12 protein-coding genes are annotated in these 15,417 nt (G+C 58.4%); 10 read left to right on the forward strand and 2 right to left on the reverse strand.

Annotated features, from left to right (window positions below; translation table 11 throughout):
* Positions 1 to 72: 72 nt before the first annotated feature.
* The 8 genes from GGR28_RS03600 to GGR28_RS03630 all read left to right on the forward strand — a co-directional run bounded on the left by GGR28_RS03600 (position 73) and on the right by GGR28_RS03630 (position 7,622).
* Positions 73 to 945: an ATP-grasp domain-containing protein gene (locus tag GGR28_RS03600; protein WP_183494341.1), complete on the forward strand. Its 873-nt coding sequence runs from the start codon at positions 73 to 75 to the stop codon at positions 943 to 945.
* Entirely contained in the window at positions 942 to 1,901 is a 960-nt protein-coding gene (locus GGR28_RS03605; protein WP_246416202.1) for a succinylglutamate desuccinylase/aspartoacylase family protein, read from the forward strand. Before GGR28_RS03600 ends, GGR28_RS03605 begins: the two co-directional genes overlap by 4 nt.
* Positions 1,902 to 1,959: 58 nt before the next feature.
* Positions 1,960 to 2,340, forward strand: coding sequence for an ATP-binding cassette domain-containing protein (locus tag GGR28_RS18985; protein WP_262890715.1), 381 nt, complete (start codon positions 1,960 to 1,962; stop codon positions 2,338 to 2,340).
* A complete protein-coding gene (locus GGR28_RS18990) occupies positions 2,228 to 2,878 on the forward strand; it encodes an ATP-binding cassette domain-containing protein (protein ID WP_262890716.1) in 651 nt (216 codons plus the stop codon). The genes GGR28_RS18985 and GGR28_RS18990 overlap by 113 nt, the downstream gene beginning before the upstream one ends.
* 12 nt (positions 2,879 to 2,890) lie before the next feature.
* Entirely contained in the window at positions 2,891 to 3,538 is a 648-nt protein-coding gene (locus GGR28_RS03615) for a hypothetical protein (RefSeq protein ID WP_183494342.1), read from the forward strand.
* Positions 3,539 to 4,270: a gliding motility-associated ABC transporter permease subunit GldF gene (gene gldF / locus GGR28_RS03620; RefSeq protein ID WP_183494343.1), complete on the forward strand. Its 732-nt coding sequence runs from the start codon at positions 3,539 to 3,541 to the stop codon at positions 4,268 to 4,270.
* Between the two features lie 362 nt (positions 4,271 to 4,632).
* Positions 4,633 to 6,528 (forward strand): RecQ family ATP-dependent DNA helicase, encoded by a 1,896-nt coding sequence (locus tag GGR28_RS03625; RefSeq protein WP_183494344.1) that lies wholly within the window; start codon positions 4,633 to 4,635, stop codon positions 6,526 to 6,528.
* A complete protein-coding gene (locus GGR28_RS03630) occupies positions 6,525 to 7,622 on the forward strand; it encodes a glycosyltransferase family 4 protein (protein ID WP_183494345.1) in 1,098 nt (365 codons plus the stop codon). Before GGR28_RS03625 ends, GGR28_RS03630 begins: the two co-directional genes overlap by 4 nt.
* Here GGR28_RS03630 and GGR28_RS03635 read toward each other — a convergent pair.
* Positions 7,619 to 8,794: a ribonuclease D gene (locus tag GGR28_RS03635; RefSeq protein WP_183494346.1), complete on the reverse strand. Its 1,176-nt coding sequence runs from the start codon at positions 8,792 to 8,794 to the stop codon at positions 7,619 to 7,621. The genes GGR28_RS03630 and GGR28_RS03635 overlap by 4 nt on opposite strands.
* 167 nt (positions 8,795 to 8,961) lie before the next feature.
* Here GGR28_RS03635 and GGR28_RS03640 point away from each other — a divergent pair, with 167 nt between their 5' ends.
* Positions 8,962 to 12,135, forward strand: a complete 3,174-nt coding sequence (locus GGR28_RS03640; RefSeq protein WP_183494347.1) for an AsmA family protein — start codon at positions 8,962 to 8,964, stop codon at positions 12,133 to 12,135.
* Between the two features lie 1,243 nt (positions 12,136 to 13,378).
* Here GGR28_RS03640 and GGR28_RS03645 read toward each other — a convergent pair.
* A complete protein-coding gene (locus tag GGR28_RS03645; RefSeq protein ID WP_183494348.1) occupies positions 13,379 to 13,714 on the reverse strand; it encodes a 2Fe-2S iron-sulfur cluster-binding protein in 336 nt (111 codons plus the stop codon).
* A gap of 152 nt (positions 13,715 to 13,866) precedes the next feature.
* Here GGR28_RS03645 and GGR28_RS03650 point away from each other — a divergent pair, with 152 nt between their 5' ends.
* Complete coding sequence (locus GGR28_RS03650) at positions 13,867 to 15,399, forward strand: SulP family inorganic anion transporter (RefSeq protein WP_183494349.1); 1,533 nt, start codon at positions 13,867 to 13,869, stop codon at positions 15,397 to 15,399.
* Positions 15,400 to 15,417: the final 18 nt, after the last annotated feature.

The raw sequence follows: 15,417 nt of genomic DNA on the forward strand, positions 1-15,417 counted from the left end.
GCGGGCGCGCGGGAGCATTCGCATTCCCTCCGACTAGCCAACATGAAGGGCGGTGCAGTTACCTTTGCCGCCATGCAAATAGGCATTTTTTCCCGTGGTCCATCCCTCTACAGCACCCGTCGACTCGTGGAAGCTGCCGAGCTGCTCGGTCACGAAGCGGAGGTGATCGATCACGCCGTGTGCAGCCCATCGTTGCACGGTAGCCGCAGCTCCATTTTGTACAACGGGAGTCCGTTGGACCTGCCGGAGGTTGTGATCCCGCGTATCGGCGCGAACGTGACGACCCGGGGGGTGTCGATCATTCGCCAGCTCGACGCACTGGGAGTGCCGCACATCCTTTCGGCGGAGGCCCTGCTTCTGGCCCGCGATAAAATGAGTTGCCTGCAGTGTGTGGCGGCGGCGGGAATCGACGTACCCCACACCGTACTCTGTTTTTCGGCCTACGAAGCCAAGCGGGCCGCCCGGCGGATGGGTCCCTTCCCGATCGTGGTCAAACTACTGGAAAGCACCCACGGAGTCGGGGTCGGGTTGGCGCACAATATGTTTCAGTTGGAGCGACTGGTGGAAGGCTTTTTGCAACTGCAGGACCGCATCCTGCTGCAGGAGTATATCCGGGAGAGCAACGGAGCTGATTTTCGGGCCTTCGTGGTCGGTGATGAGATCGTAGCAACCATGGAGCGGCGGGCGGCACCGGGCGAATTTCGGGCGAACATCCACCGGGGGGCAACGGCAACGGCCATCGTGCTGAGTGATAACGAGCGGGAGATTGTAATGAAAACCGTCCGGGCCGTCGGAGTGGAGGTGGCCGGGGTCGACCTGATTCCCAGCCGACGCGGTGCCCTGGTGATGGAAGTAAACGCGAGCCCCGGACTGGAGGGCATCGAGGGGGCCACTAAAGTAGACATAGCCGGCGCCATCGTTCGGTACGCAATTAGCAAGGTATGAATGAGATTTCCCCCCTGGTCGTAGCCAACGGTGAGTTTTATCCCGGACAATCGGGCACCGTGGAACTCGTGGCCGGCCAGCTCCCGAGTGGCAACCCGGTCTCCATCCGGGCCCACGTTTTCCGAAGCTATAAACCCGGTCCGACCATCCTCTTCATCGGAGGGGTGCACGGAGATGAGATCAACGGGGTGGAAATTCTACGGCTAGGACTGCGCAAGAATGTTTTTGCCAACATCACCGCCGGAACGGTGGTCGTGGTGCCGCTGCTGAATGTCTACGGATTCAACAACTTCAGCCGGGACGTGCCGGACGGTAAGGACGTCAACCGCAGCTTCCCCGGCAACGCCACCGGATCGCTGGCCAGTCGCATCGCCCACGGCCTGAGCAAGAATTTGCTGGCCCACTGCGACCTGGCGGTGGATTTTCACACCGGGGGACGGGGCGTCTTCAACTACCCGCAGATCCGCTACTCTCCCGATGATGAGGAGGCGCTGCAGGCGGCACTTCAGTTTAATCCACCCGTGCTGCTTTCCTCGAAGGCCCCCATTAAATCACTGCGGCGTTCGGCCCAGAAATCACTTGGACTTAGTGTACTCACTTACGAGGGTGGGGAGAATCTACGCTACGACGGCCACAGCATCCACGAGGGAATCGCGGGGATCCGCCGTTTGCTGAGCGCGCGCGGCATGCTGAACCTGCTGCACGAGGAGCCCGAACGGGAACCGGTGCAGGTATCCGCCAGCAGCTGGGTGCGTGCCGGAAGGGCGGGGCTCTTTCAGTGGACCAAACGCAGCGGCTACCCGGTGCGCAAGGGGGAGCCCATCGGCATCATCCACGATCCCCACGGCGTACGGCCCAATAAACGCATCCTGTCGCCGCGCAACGGCTTCATCATCGGGCACAACAATGCCGCGGTGGTCAGTCAGGGAGACGCGCTATTCCACATTGGCTACTAGGCATTCCGTACTTTCACCCGATCCCCTGCGTTGGGGGTCAGAACAATCCTTAGGGATCATGTCGGTATCGGTCCAAAATCTTACCAAGGCTTACGGCGACCAGCTCGCGCTCGACGGCATCAGCTTCACGGCCGCCGCGGGGGAGGTGCTGGGTTTCCTGGGACCCAACGGTGCCGGCAAGACCACCACCATGAAGATCCTGACCTGTTACCTCAGTCAGACCGCGGGCACGGCGGAGGTCTGCGGCCACGATGTGGCAACGGATAGTCTGGCGGTGCGCAGGCTGGTAGGTTACTTACCCGAGCACAACCCCCCTGTACCGGGACATGTACGTGCGGGAGTACCTGCAATTTGCCGCCTCGGCGAACGGCATACGGAAACCCCGCGTACGCATTGCCGAACTCATCGAGCGGACGGGGCTCGGCCGCGAAGCGCATAAGGTGATCGGCGAGCTATCGAAGGGCTACCGTCAACGGGTCGGGCTGGCGCAGGCCCTGCTGCACGATCCACCGGTGCTGATCCTCGATGAGCCCACCAGTGGCCTCGATCCCAACCAACTCGCCGAGATCAGGCAACTCATCCAGGCCCTCGGGCGCGAAAAGACCGTCATCTTCAGTACCCACATCATGCAGGAGGTGCAGGCCATCTGCGACCGGGTCGTGATCGTAGACCGGGGCAAGTTGGTCGCCGATGACCCCATCGACCGGCTGCAGCGCCGACTGACTGGAGACAGTTCCCTGCTCGTTCAGTTCGACCGGGTGGTGGACGAGAGAAAACTGGCCGCGATCGTCGGGGTTGCGGGGGTCACCCGCGGCAAGTCACCCCACAGCTACCGGCTTTTACTGCGGGCAGAAGCCGATCCACGCGCCGAGGTCTTTCGCTTTGCGGTGGCCAATGACTTGGTACTTCTGGGCCTTACCCGCGAAGAACTAAGCGTAGAGGAAGTGTTCCGGGCACTCACCACCGCTGCGCCTTAACTTTGCCGGGTGATGAAATGGATCCTCTTCTTATTCCCCCTCTGGCTCGGTGCGCAGCAATCTCGCGTGTTTGACGCAGATTTTCGCTTCAGTGAAGGCATCTACCTCAGCCAGGACGCCTTGCTGGCCAATACGCCCGACGTTTCCTGGAGCCAGATCACCGGTGAGATGGTGCAATTGGCGGAAGACTACCGCCTACAGGTCGCTGGATTCGGATATAAGGACCGGTCGTACCGGACTCCCTACGCCATCAGCCTGGACGGGCAACCTTATCTGTTCATCCGTGCCGACGAGGAAAGGGGGTTTCACGAATTCGCCGGTCTACGCGAACGCGGAACGTACAGCACACTGCGGTACGATACCCTGGTGCACACCCGGCAGCTGATGCGAGCCTACAATCCCGCCACCGGATTTCCCTTCCGGGAAGGATGGGTGGAGCGAGATCGCACCCGGAGCCTGTCCCGCATTTTCGAATTGACGAGCGGGCGCCGACTTCCGCTCGACCTACCTACCGTGATGCGGTTGGTTGCTTCGGAGAGTGACCTGGTAGCGGCACTGGAACGTACCGGACCCGAAGAACAGGATAAATTAATCCGCGCGCTGCGGATATACAACGAGCGTCATCCGTTGCTTCTTCCCCGCCCCCAAGCCAACCGATAGATGTTTGCCATATTTCAAAAGGAAATCAACGCCTTTTTCGCCAGCCTGATCGGGTACGTCGTCATTGCGGTCTTCCTGATCGTGATGGGCTTGTTTCTCTTCGTATTCCCCGATACCAGTCTGCTAAATTACGGCTACGCAACCCTGGGCCCGTTCTTTACCCTGGCGCCGAACGTCTTGCTCTTCATCATTCCCGCGATCAGCATGCGCGCCTTTGCGGAAGAGCGGCAGACCGGTGCCATCGAATTACTGGTGACCCGTCCACTCCGCGACATCGAGATCGTACTCGGCAAGTTTCTGGCCTGCCTGGCCCTGGTGGTGATCGCCCTGCTCCCTACTTTGCTCTACTACTATACCGTATATCAGCTCGGCGAACCAGTAGGAAATATTGATGCGGGTGGCACGATGGGCAGTTACCTCGGACTGCTGTTCCTGAGTATGGCCTTCGTTGCGATCGGCCTCTTTGCCAGTTCGCTCACCACCAACCAGATCGTCAGTTTCCTGTTGGCCCTGGCCCTGACCTTCTGGGTGTACTTCGGCTTCGATTACCTCGCTTCGCTGCCGGTCTTTTACGGAAACGGGGATGCTTTCATCAGCGGGTTGGGCATGCAGGAACACTTCCAGAGCCTCGGCCGCGGCCTGATCGACAGCCGGGATGTCGTTTACTTCCTTAGTCTGACGGCCTTTTTCGTGCTGTTGACGGTCCTTAGTTTGGAGCGGAGAAAGTGGTAATTATCCTAAGGATGAGGCTTTCTAAGCCGGGCCTATCATTTTAAGGATGAGGCTTTCTAAGCAGACCCGGTACTGCAGGTATGATGCGCATATTACAGGGTCGGCCCAGAGGGCCTCATCCTTTCTTCTTCAAGCCGACCCTGTACTGCAGGTATGATGTAAGTGTTGCAGGGTCGGCCCAGAGGGCCTCATCCTTTCTTCTTCAAGCCGACCCTGTACTGCAGGAATGATGCAAGTGTCACAGGGTCGGCCTAGAGGGCCTCATCCTTTATGAGAATAATTCCCATCGCGGCGGGAAATGAGGTAGATCGGGCGGTTCTCGCTACCTTCAACCCCACCCGCAAACTGGTGGAAAACGGATTATGGCAACGCCGCGCGAGCTCTTAGACCGATACTGGGGATACCCCGACTTTCGTCCCCTGCAGGCGGAAATCGTCGACAGCGTGCTGGCGGGAAAAGACACCCTGGCACTGCTTCCTACCGGCGGCGGAAAAAGCCTGTGTTTTCAGATTCCCGCCCTGGCGCTGGATGGCGTGACCCTGGTGGTATCTCCCCTCATTGCCCTGATGAAGGACCAGGTTCGGCAGCTCCGCAAACGCGGCATCGTAGCCGATGCCGTCTACAGCGGAATGCGCCACAGCGACATCGACCGAATATTCGACAATGCCGTATACGGCAACACGAAGTTGCTCTACCTAAGCCCCGAGCGACTCCTAACTGACCTGGCCCGCGAACGGATTCGACGCATGAAGGTAGCGTTGATCGCGGTCGATGAAGCGCACTGCATCAGCCAGTGGGGCTACGACTTTCGCCCGCCCTACCTACGCATCGCCGAACTCCGGCAGCTCCACCCCGATGTTCCCTTCATCGCAGTGACTGCAACGGCCACTCCGGAGGTGATCGCCGACATTCAGGAAAAACTGGAATTTGGCGAGCGGGAGATATTTCAGCAGAGCTTCGCCCGCGAAAACCTGGCCTACATCGTCCGCCGCCCCCCCGGAAAGGAGGAACAACTGCTGGAGGTACTGCGGGGCGTACCCGGAACCGGTATTATCTACGTACGCAGCCGCGGCCTCACCAAGGAGATTGCCCACCGACTCGGCCGCCGGGGGATCGCGGCGGCGGCCTACCACGCCGGACTGGAAAGCGAAGAGAAGGACCAACGGCAGAACAACTGGATCGACGACCGCCTGCGGGTGATGGTTGCTACGAATGCCTTCGGCATGGGAATCGACAAACCGGACGTGCGCTCGGTGATCCACTACGGCCCGCCCGATAGCCCGGAAGCCTACTTTCAGGAAGCCGGACGCGGCGGGCGCGACGGAAAAATAAGCTACGCCGTCCTGCTTTACCACCCGTCCGACGGGGAACGGCTGATCCGCAACTGGGAATACTCCTTCCCCCCCATTCCCGAGATTAAGCGGATGTACCGTGCCCTCGGTAGCTTTCTGCAACTGGCCGTCGGCGGCGGAAAGGGAGAAGTGTACGACTTTGACCTCACGCGCTTCTCCAACAACTTCGGCTTTGATCTACGGCAGGCGTACAGCGGACTGAAGGCGCTGGAAAAATCAGGTTACATCCTGCTAACCGACGAGGTTCACCAGGCGGCCACCCTTCAATTCATCGTAAGCAAGGAACAACTGTATGACTACCAACTAAAGAATCCCCGGGTCGGAAAACTGGTAAAGTCTATCCTGCGAACCACCCAGGGCGCGTTCATCAATCCGGTCCAACTTCGCGAAGGAACCCTGGCCAATTTCCTCCAGCTTACTACCGAAGAATTGCAGCGTACGTTTCATAAAATGAAGGCGGAGGGAATCATCGATTACGTACCGGAAAAGAACGGTCCCCAGCTGGTCTTCGTGGAGGAACGCATCGATCCCGATAACCTGCGCATCGACGAAAAACAGTACAATTTCCTCAAGGAACGGGCGCGCCACCGGATCGATACCATGATCGCCTATTGCGAATCGAATTCCGAGTGCCGCTCCCGCCTACTACTTCAATACTTCGGCGAACCGGATCCGCCCCATTGCGGAATCTGTGACGTATGCCGCAAGCAAAAATTACAGATTCCCAACCAGCGGGAAATCTATGACCGGGTACACCAACTTCTTACCCTGGAAAAGGAGCTGTCGCTGAATGAAATTCTGGCCACCTTCAAGCGAACCGAAAGCCCCGAAATCGCGCACGTACTGCAAGACTTGGTCAACGAGGGGCTAGTGATACAGCAGGCCGGCAAACTTCGTCTGCCGTGAAGATAATTTGCACGGTCACCAATGACCTGAGTCACGATCAGCGGATGCACCGCATCTGCACTACCCTCCACGAGGGCGGACACGACGTGACCCTGATCGGACGAAGGCTTCCCGGCAGCAGTCCCCTACCCGATCGCCCCTTCGCCCAGGTCAGACTCAGCTGCCGCCACCACAGTGGAAAACGATTTTACGCGGAATACGGCTACCGCCTCTGGAAAGACCTGCAGCGTCGGCAATTTGATGTCGTATGCGCCGTCGACCTCGACACCCTCCTTCCCGCGATCACCGCCGCCGGCCGTAGTCAGGCCGTAGTTTATGACGCCCACGAGTGGTTTAGTGAAACTCCTGAAGTGGTCCACCGCCCCCTCATTCGCGGCATCTGGCGGGGACTCGGCCGGGCACTCGCCAAACGTACGGCGGCGCGATATACCGTAGGCCCCGCCCTCGCCCTGCAATTGGAAAAGGATTATGGTACTGAATTCGACGTTATACGGAATGTACCGTACAAGGGAAAAGGTTTAAATCAAGAAAATCCTGGAGGAGTAATCCTTTATCAGGGCATGCTGAACCCCGGCCGGGGTCTAGACACGGCAGTTCGCGCCATGCACCAACTGCCCAATTGTGAGCTATGGATCGTCGGCGAGGGCCCGGAACGTACGGCCCTGGAGCAATTGACCGATGAAGTGGGTGTAAGGGGCAGGGTGAAGTTTCACGGATTCGTAGCACCGGACCGACTACCCGACTTCACCGCCCGGGCGTGGATCGGACTCAACTTGCTGGAGAACAGCAGTCCGAGCTACTATTACAGCCTTGCAAACAAATCGCTCGACTACATCCAGTCGGGCTTACCGAGTATCCAGATGGACTTTCCGGAGTACCGGGCGCTGCAGGAACACTACCAATGCTTTGCGCTTTTGCCAGAACTTACTGCTCCCGCGCTTGCCGCCCAAATAAAAGCCTTACGCGACGCTCCTGAGCGATACGGCCGCCTACGGCAAAACTGCCTGGACGCCGCCCGGGAACTCTGCTGGGAAAACGAAGCACCGAAGCTGCTGGACATCTACCAGCGTATCGAACGGAAGCTGGCGCGCTAGACGTGCAGGCTGATCTTGCCGCCCTCGATGCTCATCTTTAGGCGGTCAAAGTTCTTGAGCCATTCCACAAAATCTTCACCGAGCAGCTCCCGCCGCCAGCCGGAACCAAGGAGTGCTTTGCGCACGCTCTCGTCCTGTTTCATGCGGCGGATGGCGTTGCGTGGCATGACCAGTGCGTGGCTGATGTCGGCCTCACCGGCGCGGTACTTCATCAGCAGGTAGAGCAGTTCGATGATCATATCGTCCTCCTCGTCTTCCTGGCTGTTGCGCTGGATCTGGTTGACGATCGTCAGCTCTTCTTCGGTGCCCGGCGCGTTGTACATGTCGACGAAGAGGTCGCCGTAGCGGTTGATCGTCTTAGCGGGCAGGCGGCGGTTCTCGAGCATGGACTCCTTACCTCCCCGTACGCCACGCATGAGCTGGCTGATGATCTTGCCGGGCAGGATCATTTCCTTACTGTAGTTTTTGGATTCGGCTACGGAGCGGCGCCACTCGTACAGTCGGAGAAGGAAAATGCGGTCGCGGGTGCGGCTCGATCGGGCGAGGTTGCTGTTGAGCAGTTCGTGGTTGGGGTCGCGGAAGTAGTAGTCCGAGTCGGCCATCAGGGCGCACTCTTCCAGGGCCCATGGTAATCGGCCGTTGGCCTTTAACTTTTCCGAGATGGCGTCGTAGAGTTGGCGCAGGTACACGACATCGAGCAGGGCGTACTTTACCTGCTTTTCGCTCATGGGGCGTCGGGACCAGTCGGTTACGGCGTATCCCTTGCCGAGCTTATCGCCGATTTCGGCTTCTACGAGTTTGGCGAAGCTGGTCGGGTAGCGGTGGCCGATGAAGCTGGCCGCGATCTGAGTATCGAAGGCATTGGCCGGGGTGATTCCGTACGCCCGGTACAGTAAGCGGTAGTCGTTGTCTCCGGCGTGGGTGATCTTTACGATGGCGGGATCCTGAACAAGCTTCAAAAAGGGGCCGAGGTCGGAGAGGGCAATGGGGTCGATGAGATAGTAGCCGTGGACGCTGCTGACCTGAATCAGGCAGAGCAGGGTGTGGTACCGCTTCTCACCGATGAACTCGGTGTCGAAACCCATCCAGTCAATTCCCTGGTGCTCTTCGTAAAAGGTTTGCAGTGCTTCCTGCGTGTCAATTAAAGTATAGTCGATACCGGCAGCGGTCATTCTTATGGGGTCTGGGGTGTGATCTAAGCTATAGAGTGTCCTTACTGGATTGTGACGAAATCGCACATCGATCGTTACGTGTGGTACAATACTACCTCCGGAAGGGCCGGGACAAAGATGGTGCCAACCACCTACCCCACAAAGCTGTTTCCATAAAAATTTGTCTTATGAGAGTCGCCAAGCGCATCTTGATCGGTCTGATCGTCTTCATCGTGCTCGTCTTTGCCTTTTTGCTCGCCGCCCCCATGCTATTTAAGGACGAGATCGTGACCAGGGTGAAGGCGGGAATCAATGAATCCGTAAATGCGGAAGTCGATTTCGCCGATGCCAACGTCAGTTTCATTCGCAGCTTTCCCGACATCGCGCTGACCGTCGACGATTACCGCATCATCGGCATCGACACCTTCGCGGGCCTGCCCCTGCTGACCGGTGAACGGGCGCGGATCGACCTCGGCTTCTGGTCCGTTATCGCGGGCAACGGCAACTACAACATCGACGCGGTGACCCTCGACCGGCCCGACGTGAACCTCCTCGTGCTTACGCCCGAACTCGCTAACTACCTCATCGTCCCGGAAACGGAGGGCGGGGACGCAGGAGCAGCGAACGCAACGGAAAGCCAGGCTACCATCACCCTCCAGGAGTTCGAGATCAACGACGGCTCCCTAGTCTACGACGATCGAACCACTGAAACCTACGTAAAGCTTACCGGGCTGAACGCAACGGGTAACGGAGACTTTACCGCCTCCGTATTCGATCTCGACACCCACGCCGAAGCGGATAAATTTACCTTCACTCAGGCCGGACTTACTTACCTCGACGAGGTCGATCTGGACGCGGATGCGGTCGTCACCATCGATGCCGACGAGCTGCGCTATACCTTTAAGGATAACCGAGTTAAGCTCAATGAGTTGGCGCTCGTCTTTGGGGGCAGCATTGACCTGGAAGAGAACGACGATATCCTACTTGATTTGACCTACAGTGCCCCGGCCAACGACTTCCGCCAGCTGTGGAGCATCATTCCCAGTGCTTACACTGAGGGCTTCGATCGGGTACAGACGGGCGGCACTTTTACCCTTTCCGGTGAGGTGAAGGGAACCTACAATGGAGAGAAGGAAGTTTACCCCGCCTTTACGGTCAACAGCGACATCAGTGGGGGAAGCGTGCAGTACCCGGGTCGACCGGTCGGTATCACCGGCATCGATGCGGCCCTGAACGTTAGCAGTCCCGCGGCGGACCTCGACCGGCTGGTCGTCGATATCCCCCGCTTCAATTTCACCCTCGGTGGAGATCCCTTTCGGGGCAGCTTTAATCTGGCGACTCCGTTGTCCGATCCCAATGTCGATGCCCGCCTGAACGGAACCATCGATCTGGGTAAATGGTCTTCGGCGATCCCTCTGGAGGGCGTAAGTGAACTGGCCGGCCGGATAGTAGCCGACATCACGATGGACAACGTGCGCCAGAGTGCCCTCGACGCCGGCCGCTACGCCGACGTGAACCTGGCCGGCGACGTGCTGGTGAGCAACCTAGTGTACGTAGCCGACGGAACCCCGGCCGTGCGCATCGCCCAGGCGAAGGCAGATTTCACTCCCCAGTTCGTGGACCTCCAGCAGTTTACCGCCTCCCTCGGCCGCAGCGACATCAGTGCGACCGGAAAGATCAATAACATCCTGGCTTATTTTAGTCCGGAACAGACCATGCGCGGAAGCATGACCGTACGTTCCAACTTTTTCGACGCCGATGAGTGGATGACGGAGGAGAGCGCGGGGACCGTGACCAGTCCGGCGGAGCTAGATGTTGCCATGACCGCTACTCCGGAAACGGAAGTCTTTGATCGCTTCGACTTCGACATCGACGCCAAAATCCGGCAACTCGCCTACGGGGAATACCGTCCGACCGACCTGCGGGTGGTAGGAAACATCAAACCGAATCAACTGGTCATCTCTGACGCCGCGGCCACCCTGAAGCAGAGCACCTTTGCGGCCTCGGGGGTAGTCAACAACCTCTTCGACTTCACTTTCGACGACGGTGTGCTCACCGGTGACCTGGCATTGCGGTCCGGCTTCTTTAACGTAGCGGATTTTATGGGGGACACTGCCGCTACTGAAACTTCCACCGCGGCCGCCGGTGATCCTTCCCCGACTGCCGCAGCTCCGATAGCGGTGCCCCGGAACATCAATCTGACCGTCGCCATGACCGCCGATCGCGTCAACTACACCGACCTGACGATGAATGCGGTCCGCGGTAACCTGGTTGTCCGCGACGGTGCCATCGTCATTGAAGACGGGCGGGCGAACCTCCTGGGTGGGGCGATGGGCTTCACCGGAGCATATGATGCGACCGAGGGAGAGGAACCGGGATTCAACTTCGCTTACGACATGCAGAATCTCGACTTCAGCCAGGCCTTCAGCGCGCTCAACACCTTTGCCCTGCTGGCCCCGGTGGGTAAGTTTATCTCGGGCACCTTCAGCAGTGAACTGGTGATGAACGGTAAACTGGGTCAGGACTTACTTCCGCAGCTCAAATCGATCGATGCCAAGGGTCTGTTGCGAACGGCCGATGCGCGGATCGCCTCCTTCAAGCCGCTGCAAGTGATCGGACAGGCGCTGAATATCCGCGAGCTCCGTGAGAGTGCCGCCCTCAAAAACCTGATTGCTCCCTTTGAGATCGACAACGGAACGGTTACCGTAAAGCCCTTCGACTTCCAGCTTGCCGGCATCGGTATGCGCATGGGGGGAACGAGTGGCTTAGATACCGACATGGAGTACAAAATCCGGGCAGCCGTACCACGTACCCTGATTGAGGGCAACATCGTCACCGGTACCGCGCTATCGGCCCTGGATCGCCTTGCCGGACAGGCGGGCAAACTAGGTCTTAATATTTCCCCCGGCGACACCCTCAATCTGAACATCTCGCTGACGGGTACCATCGGCAACCCCCGCGCCACCTTTGACCTACTCGGCTCCGAAGGTTCCGGAGATCAGGGACTCGGCGGATCCGTAGCCGGTGCCGTCAAGGAGCGCGTACAGCAAGAACTCGACACCCGCAAGGAGCAGGTCAAAAACGAGCTGGAAAGCCGCGTAGATTCCGCCCGCAACCTTGCCAGCGACCGCGCCCGAATCGTCGAAGACAGCCTGCGCAGTGCCGCCGCCGAACAGGCCCGCAGGCTCGAAACCGAAGCGGCAAATAAACTAAAGGGCGCCCTCGGCCTCGGCCGCGATACAACCCAGGCAACCGACTCCCTCGCCCTACCCGGCGCCGCCAAGGACGCGGTGGAGGACGTAAAAAAGGAGTTGGAGAAGTTCAACCCGTTCAAGCGGAAAAAGGGTAACGGGGGGGAGTAGTCAAGGAGGTGGCCGTCTGGGCCGACCCTGTCAGGCGGTGAGCTCAGGGTCGGCGCAAATCGCCTCATCCCTCCCCCCTGCGCAGCAGCAAAATCCGCGAAAATCCGTGCCCGAGCGCAGCGAATCCGTGTGCGGCGAAGCCAATCCGTGTTGAAGTTACCCCACTACTACACCGCCCGCCAAGCTAGGTCGGCGCAGAGCGCCTCATCCTCTCCCCTCTGCGCAGCAGAAAAATCCGCGAAAATCCGTGCCCGAGCGCAGCGAATCCGTGTCCGGCGAAGCCAATCTGTGTTGAATTTATCCCACTACCACATCGCTCGCCAAACTGGGCCGGCGCAGAGCGCCTCATCCTTGCGACACCGCGCAGCAGAAAAATCCGCGAAAATCCGTGACCGAGCGCAGCGAATCCGTGTCCGGCGAAGCCAATCCGTGTTGAATTTATCCCACTACCACACCGCCTACCAAGCTAGGTCGGCGCAGAGCGCCTCATCCCTCCCCCCTGCGCAGCAGAAAAATCCGCGAAAATCCGTGCCCGAGCGCAGCGAATCCGTGTCCGGCGAAGCCAATCTGTGTTGAATTTACCCCACTACCACACCGCCCACCAAGCTGGGTCGGCGCAGAGCGCCTCATCCTTGGGCAAACCCTACTTCATTCAGCTTACACACTACGGTATAATACCCAGCTGAGCGCATCACTTTACTCGATTCTTCCCGAGTAAGTATAAACGCAAAAAGCCGCCACCAACTTAAGTTAGTGACGGCTTTTGCCAATGTAGCGGGGGCAAGACTCGAACTTGCGACCTTCGGGTTATGCTTACCACTATAGCTTTCGCTACGCCCGTTCCGAAGAACGGATTTGATGGTCTGGACTTTCTCTTCACCGGTACACGCTTTCACGAATACTACGGTGTTCACCATTAAGTCTCTACACCTTCCCTGACTGCGTCAGGGCTTGGCTCGGGATTACCATACTAAAGGCTTCCCCGAATTTGATGAATGTTCACTCCGGCGTTTCCACCGAAGCAGCCCAAGCAAGACCAAATATTAGCCTTTCGGCTAATCGATAAACTGCGTATCAGAGTATCAAAACGGCACTGCTGCCATCATTTGGAAATACGTTCTTGAGCCCGACGAGCTACCAACTGCTCCACCCCGCGATGTTAATTTTACCACGTTACCATCGTAACGGGCTGCAAATATAAAGACAAATCTGAAAGCGCAAAAGTTCGCGGTAAGTTTCTCAATTATTCTTCTGATTCGGGAGCAAGCTGCACGCGCAGGCCATCCAGATCGGGGGTGATGCGCAGCTGACAGCCAAGGCGGGAATTATCTTCCACAAAGAAGGCCTGATCGAGCATGTCTTCTTCGTCGCCGCCCATGTCGGGCAGTTCCGTATCGGAGATTACGTAACAGTGACAGGTACTGCACAGGGCCATCCCGCCGCAGGTGCCCTTGACGGGGAGCTCGTAGGCTTTGCATACTTCCATTACGTTCATGTTCATGTCCGTGGGCGCCTCCAGCTCGTGGGCTTCACCGAGGCGGTCGATAACGGTGATGGTGATGTTTCCTTCTTCGGTCATGGGGATCTATTTCGCGGCGAAGATACTGCGCTTCGGCGGGTCTGTTTATTATCGTACCTTTGCGGCTTCTTTTAGCAAGGGGCAGGTTGATCCGACCCATCACTAACCTACTGAGCGGCCGGCGGTCGTACGGATAATCCGTTGTCAGACAGATGAAAAAATATATCAACCTCTTCGATTTCGACCAGAAGGTCAACTATCGCATCGAGATCCTTTCGGGACTTACCGTTGCGCTGGCGCTGGTCCCCGAGGCAGTGGCTTTTGCATTTCTGGCCGGCCTTCCTCCACTAACGGGCCTGTATGCTGCCTTCGTCATGGGTATCGTGACGGCGGTATTCGGTGGGCGACCGGGTATGATCTCCGGAGCTACCGGTGCGGTGGCCGTGGTGATCGTATCCCTGGCCCAATCACACGGCATCGAGTACATATTCGCTACCGTGGTGCTGGCCGGCATATTCCAGGTCGCGGCCGGCGTCTTACGCCTCGGTAAATTGATGCGGCTGGTCCCCCACCCTGCCATTTTCGGCTTCGTGAACGGCCTGGCGATCATCATCTTCATGTCGCAGCTCGACCAGTTCAAGAACCCGGCTACGGGCGACTGGCTGAGTGGTACGCAACTGTACTTGTTCGGCGGACTCGTACTGGTGACCATGCTGATCATCTGGGGACTGCCTAAGATAACCAAGACGGTTCCCGCCTCGCTGGTTGCTATTCTGACCGTATTCGGTATCGTAGCCGTAGCGGGTATCGACACCAAAACGGTCGGGGACATGGCCAGCATTTCCGGTGGCTTTCCTCCCTTCCACATTCCGGCGGTGCCTTTCACCTTCGAAACCCTCACGATCATTGCCCCCTACGCCCTTGTGGTGGCCGGAGTGGGGCTGATCGAAAGTCTGCTTACCCTCAACATTATCGACGAGATCACGGAGACGCGCGGCCGGGGCAACAAGGAGGCGGTGGCGCAGGGAGCAGCCAACATTCTGAGTGGTTTCCTTTCCGGAATGGGAGGTTGCGCCATGCTCGGACAGAGCCTGATCAACATCAGTGCCGGAGCAAGAGCGAGGTTATCTGGCATCGTCGCCGCAGTCATGTTGCTTGTCTTCATCATGTTCGGCAGCAGTCTGATCGAACTGGTACCGATGGCCGCGCTGACGGGTCTGATGATCATGGTAGCGGTAGGCACCTTCGAGTGGGCCAGTCTGCGCACCTTCGGCCGGTTTCCGAAATCGGACATCCTGGTGATGGTGCTGGTCACCCTCGTCACCATCTTCCTGCACAACCTGGCCCTGGCCGTCATCGTGGGCGTGATCATCGCGGCCCTGCGGTTTGCCTGGGAGAGTGCCAAGCGAATCCGTGCAAGAAAACACATCGACGAGAATGGAGTGAAGCATTACGACATTTACGGACCGTTGTTTTTCGGCTCGGTGGCCGTGTTCGCGGAGAAATTCGATGTACTGGGCGACCCCGATGAGATCGTGATCAACTTCGAGGAAAGCCGGGTGGTCGATATGTCGGCCATCGAGGCCCTGAATAAGCTGACCGAACGCTACCAGAAGGTCGGCAAGAAGGTACACCTGGTGCACCTCAGCGAAGACAGCCGCCGCCTGCTCAGCCGGGCGGGGGCCATCATCGAGGTCAACGTGCTGGAAGACCCGACGTATAAGGTAGCCGTGGACAATCCATAGCACGTTACCTTCGCCCTC

It is taken from the genome of Neolewinella aquimaris, from assembly GCF_014197245.1.
Taxonomy (GTDB): Bacteria; Bacteroidota; Bacteroidia; order Chitinophagales; family Saprospiraceae; genus Neolewinella; species Neolewinella aquimaris.

Bases quoted from the DNA above. Each gene is read 5' to 3' on its own strand.
- GGR28_RS18990 (WP_262890716.1), top strand. From the start codon at position 2,228: ATGTACGTGCGGGAGTACCTGCAATTTGCCGCCTCGGCGAACGGCATA.
- GGR28_RS03625 (WP_183494344.1), top strand. From the start codon at position 4,633: ATGGCAACGCCGCGCGAGCTCTTAGACCGATACTGGGGATACCCCGAC.
- GGR28_RS03650 (WP_183494349.1), top strand. From the start codon at position 13,867: ATGAAAAAATATATCAACCTCTTCGATTTCGACCAGAAGGTCAACTAT.
- GGR28_RS03640 (WP_183494347.1), top strand. From the start codon at position 8,962: ATGAGAGTCGCCAAGCGCATCTTGATCGGTCTGATCGTCTTCATCGTG.
- GGR28_RS03600 (WP_183494341.1), top strand. From the start codon at position 73: ATGCAAATAGGCATTTTTTCCCGTGGTCCATCCCTCTACAGCACCCGT.
- GGR28_RS03615 (WP_183494342.1), top strand. From the start codon at position 2,891: ATGAAATGGATCCTCTTCTTATTCCCCCTCTGGCTCGGTGCGCAGCAA.
- gldF (WP_183494343.1), top strand. From the start codon at position 3,539: ATGTTTGCCATATTTCAAAAGGAAATCAACGCCTTTTTCGCCAGCCTG.
- GGR28_RS03635 (WP_183494346.1), bottom strand. From the start codon at position 8,794: ATGACCGCTGCCGGTATCGACTATACTTTAATTGACACGCAGGAAGCA.
- GGR28_RS18985 (WP_262890715.1), top strand. From the start codon at position 1,960: ATGTCGGTATCGGTCCAAAATCTTACCAAGGCTTACGGCGACCAGCTC.
- GGR28_RS03645 (WP_183494348.1), bottom strand. From the start codon at position 13,714: ATGACCGAAGAAGGAAACATCACCATCACCGTTATCGACCGCCTCGGT.
- GGR28_RS03605 (WP_246416202.1), top strand. From the start codon at position 942: ATGAATGAGATTTCCCCCCTGGTCGTAGCCAACGGTGAGTTTTATCCC.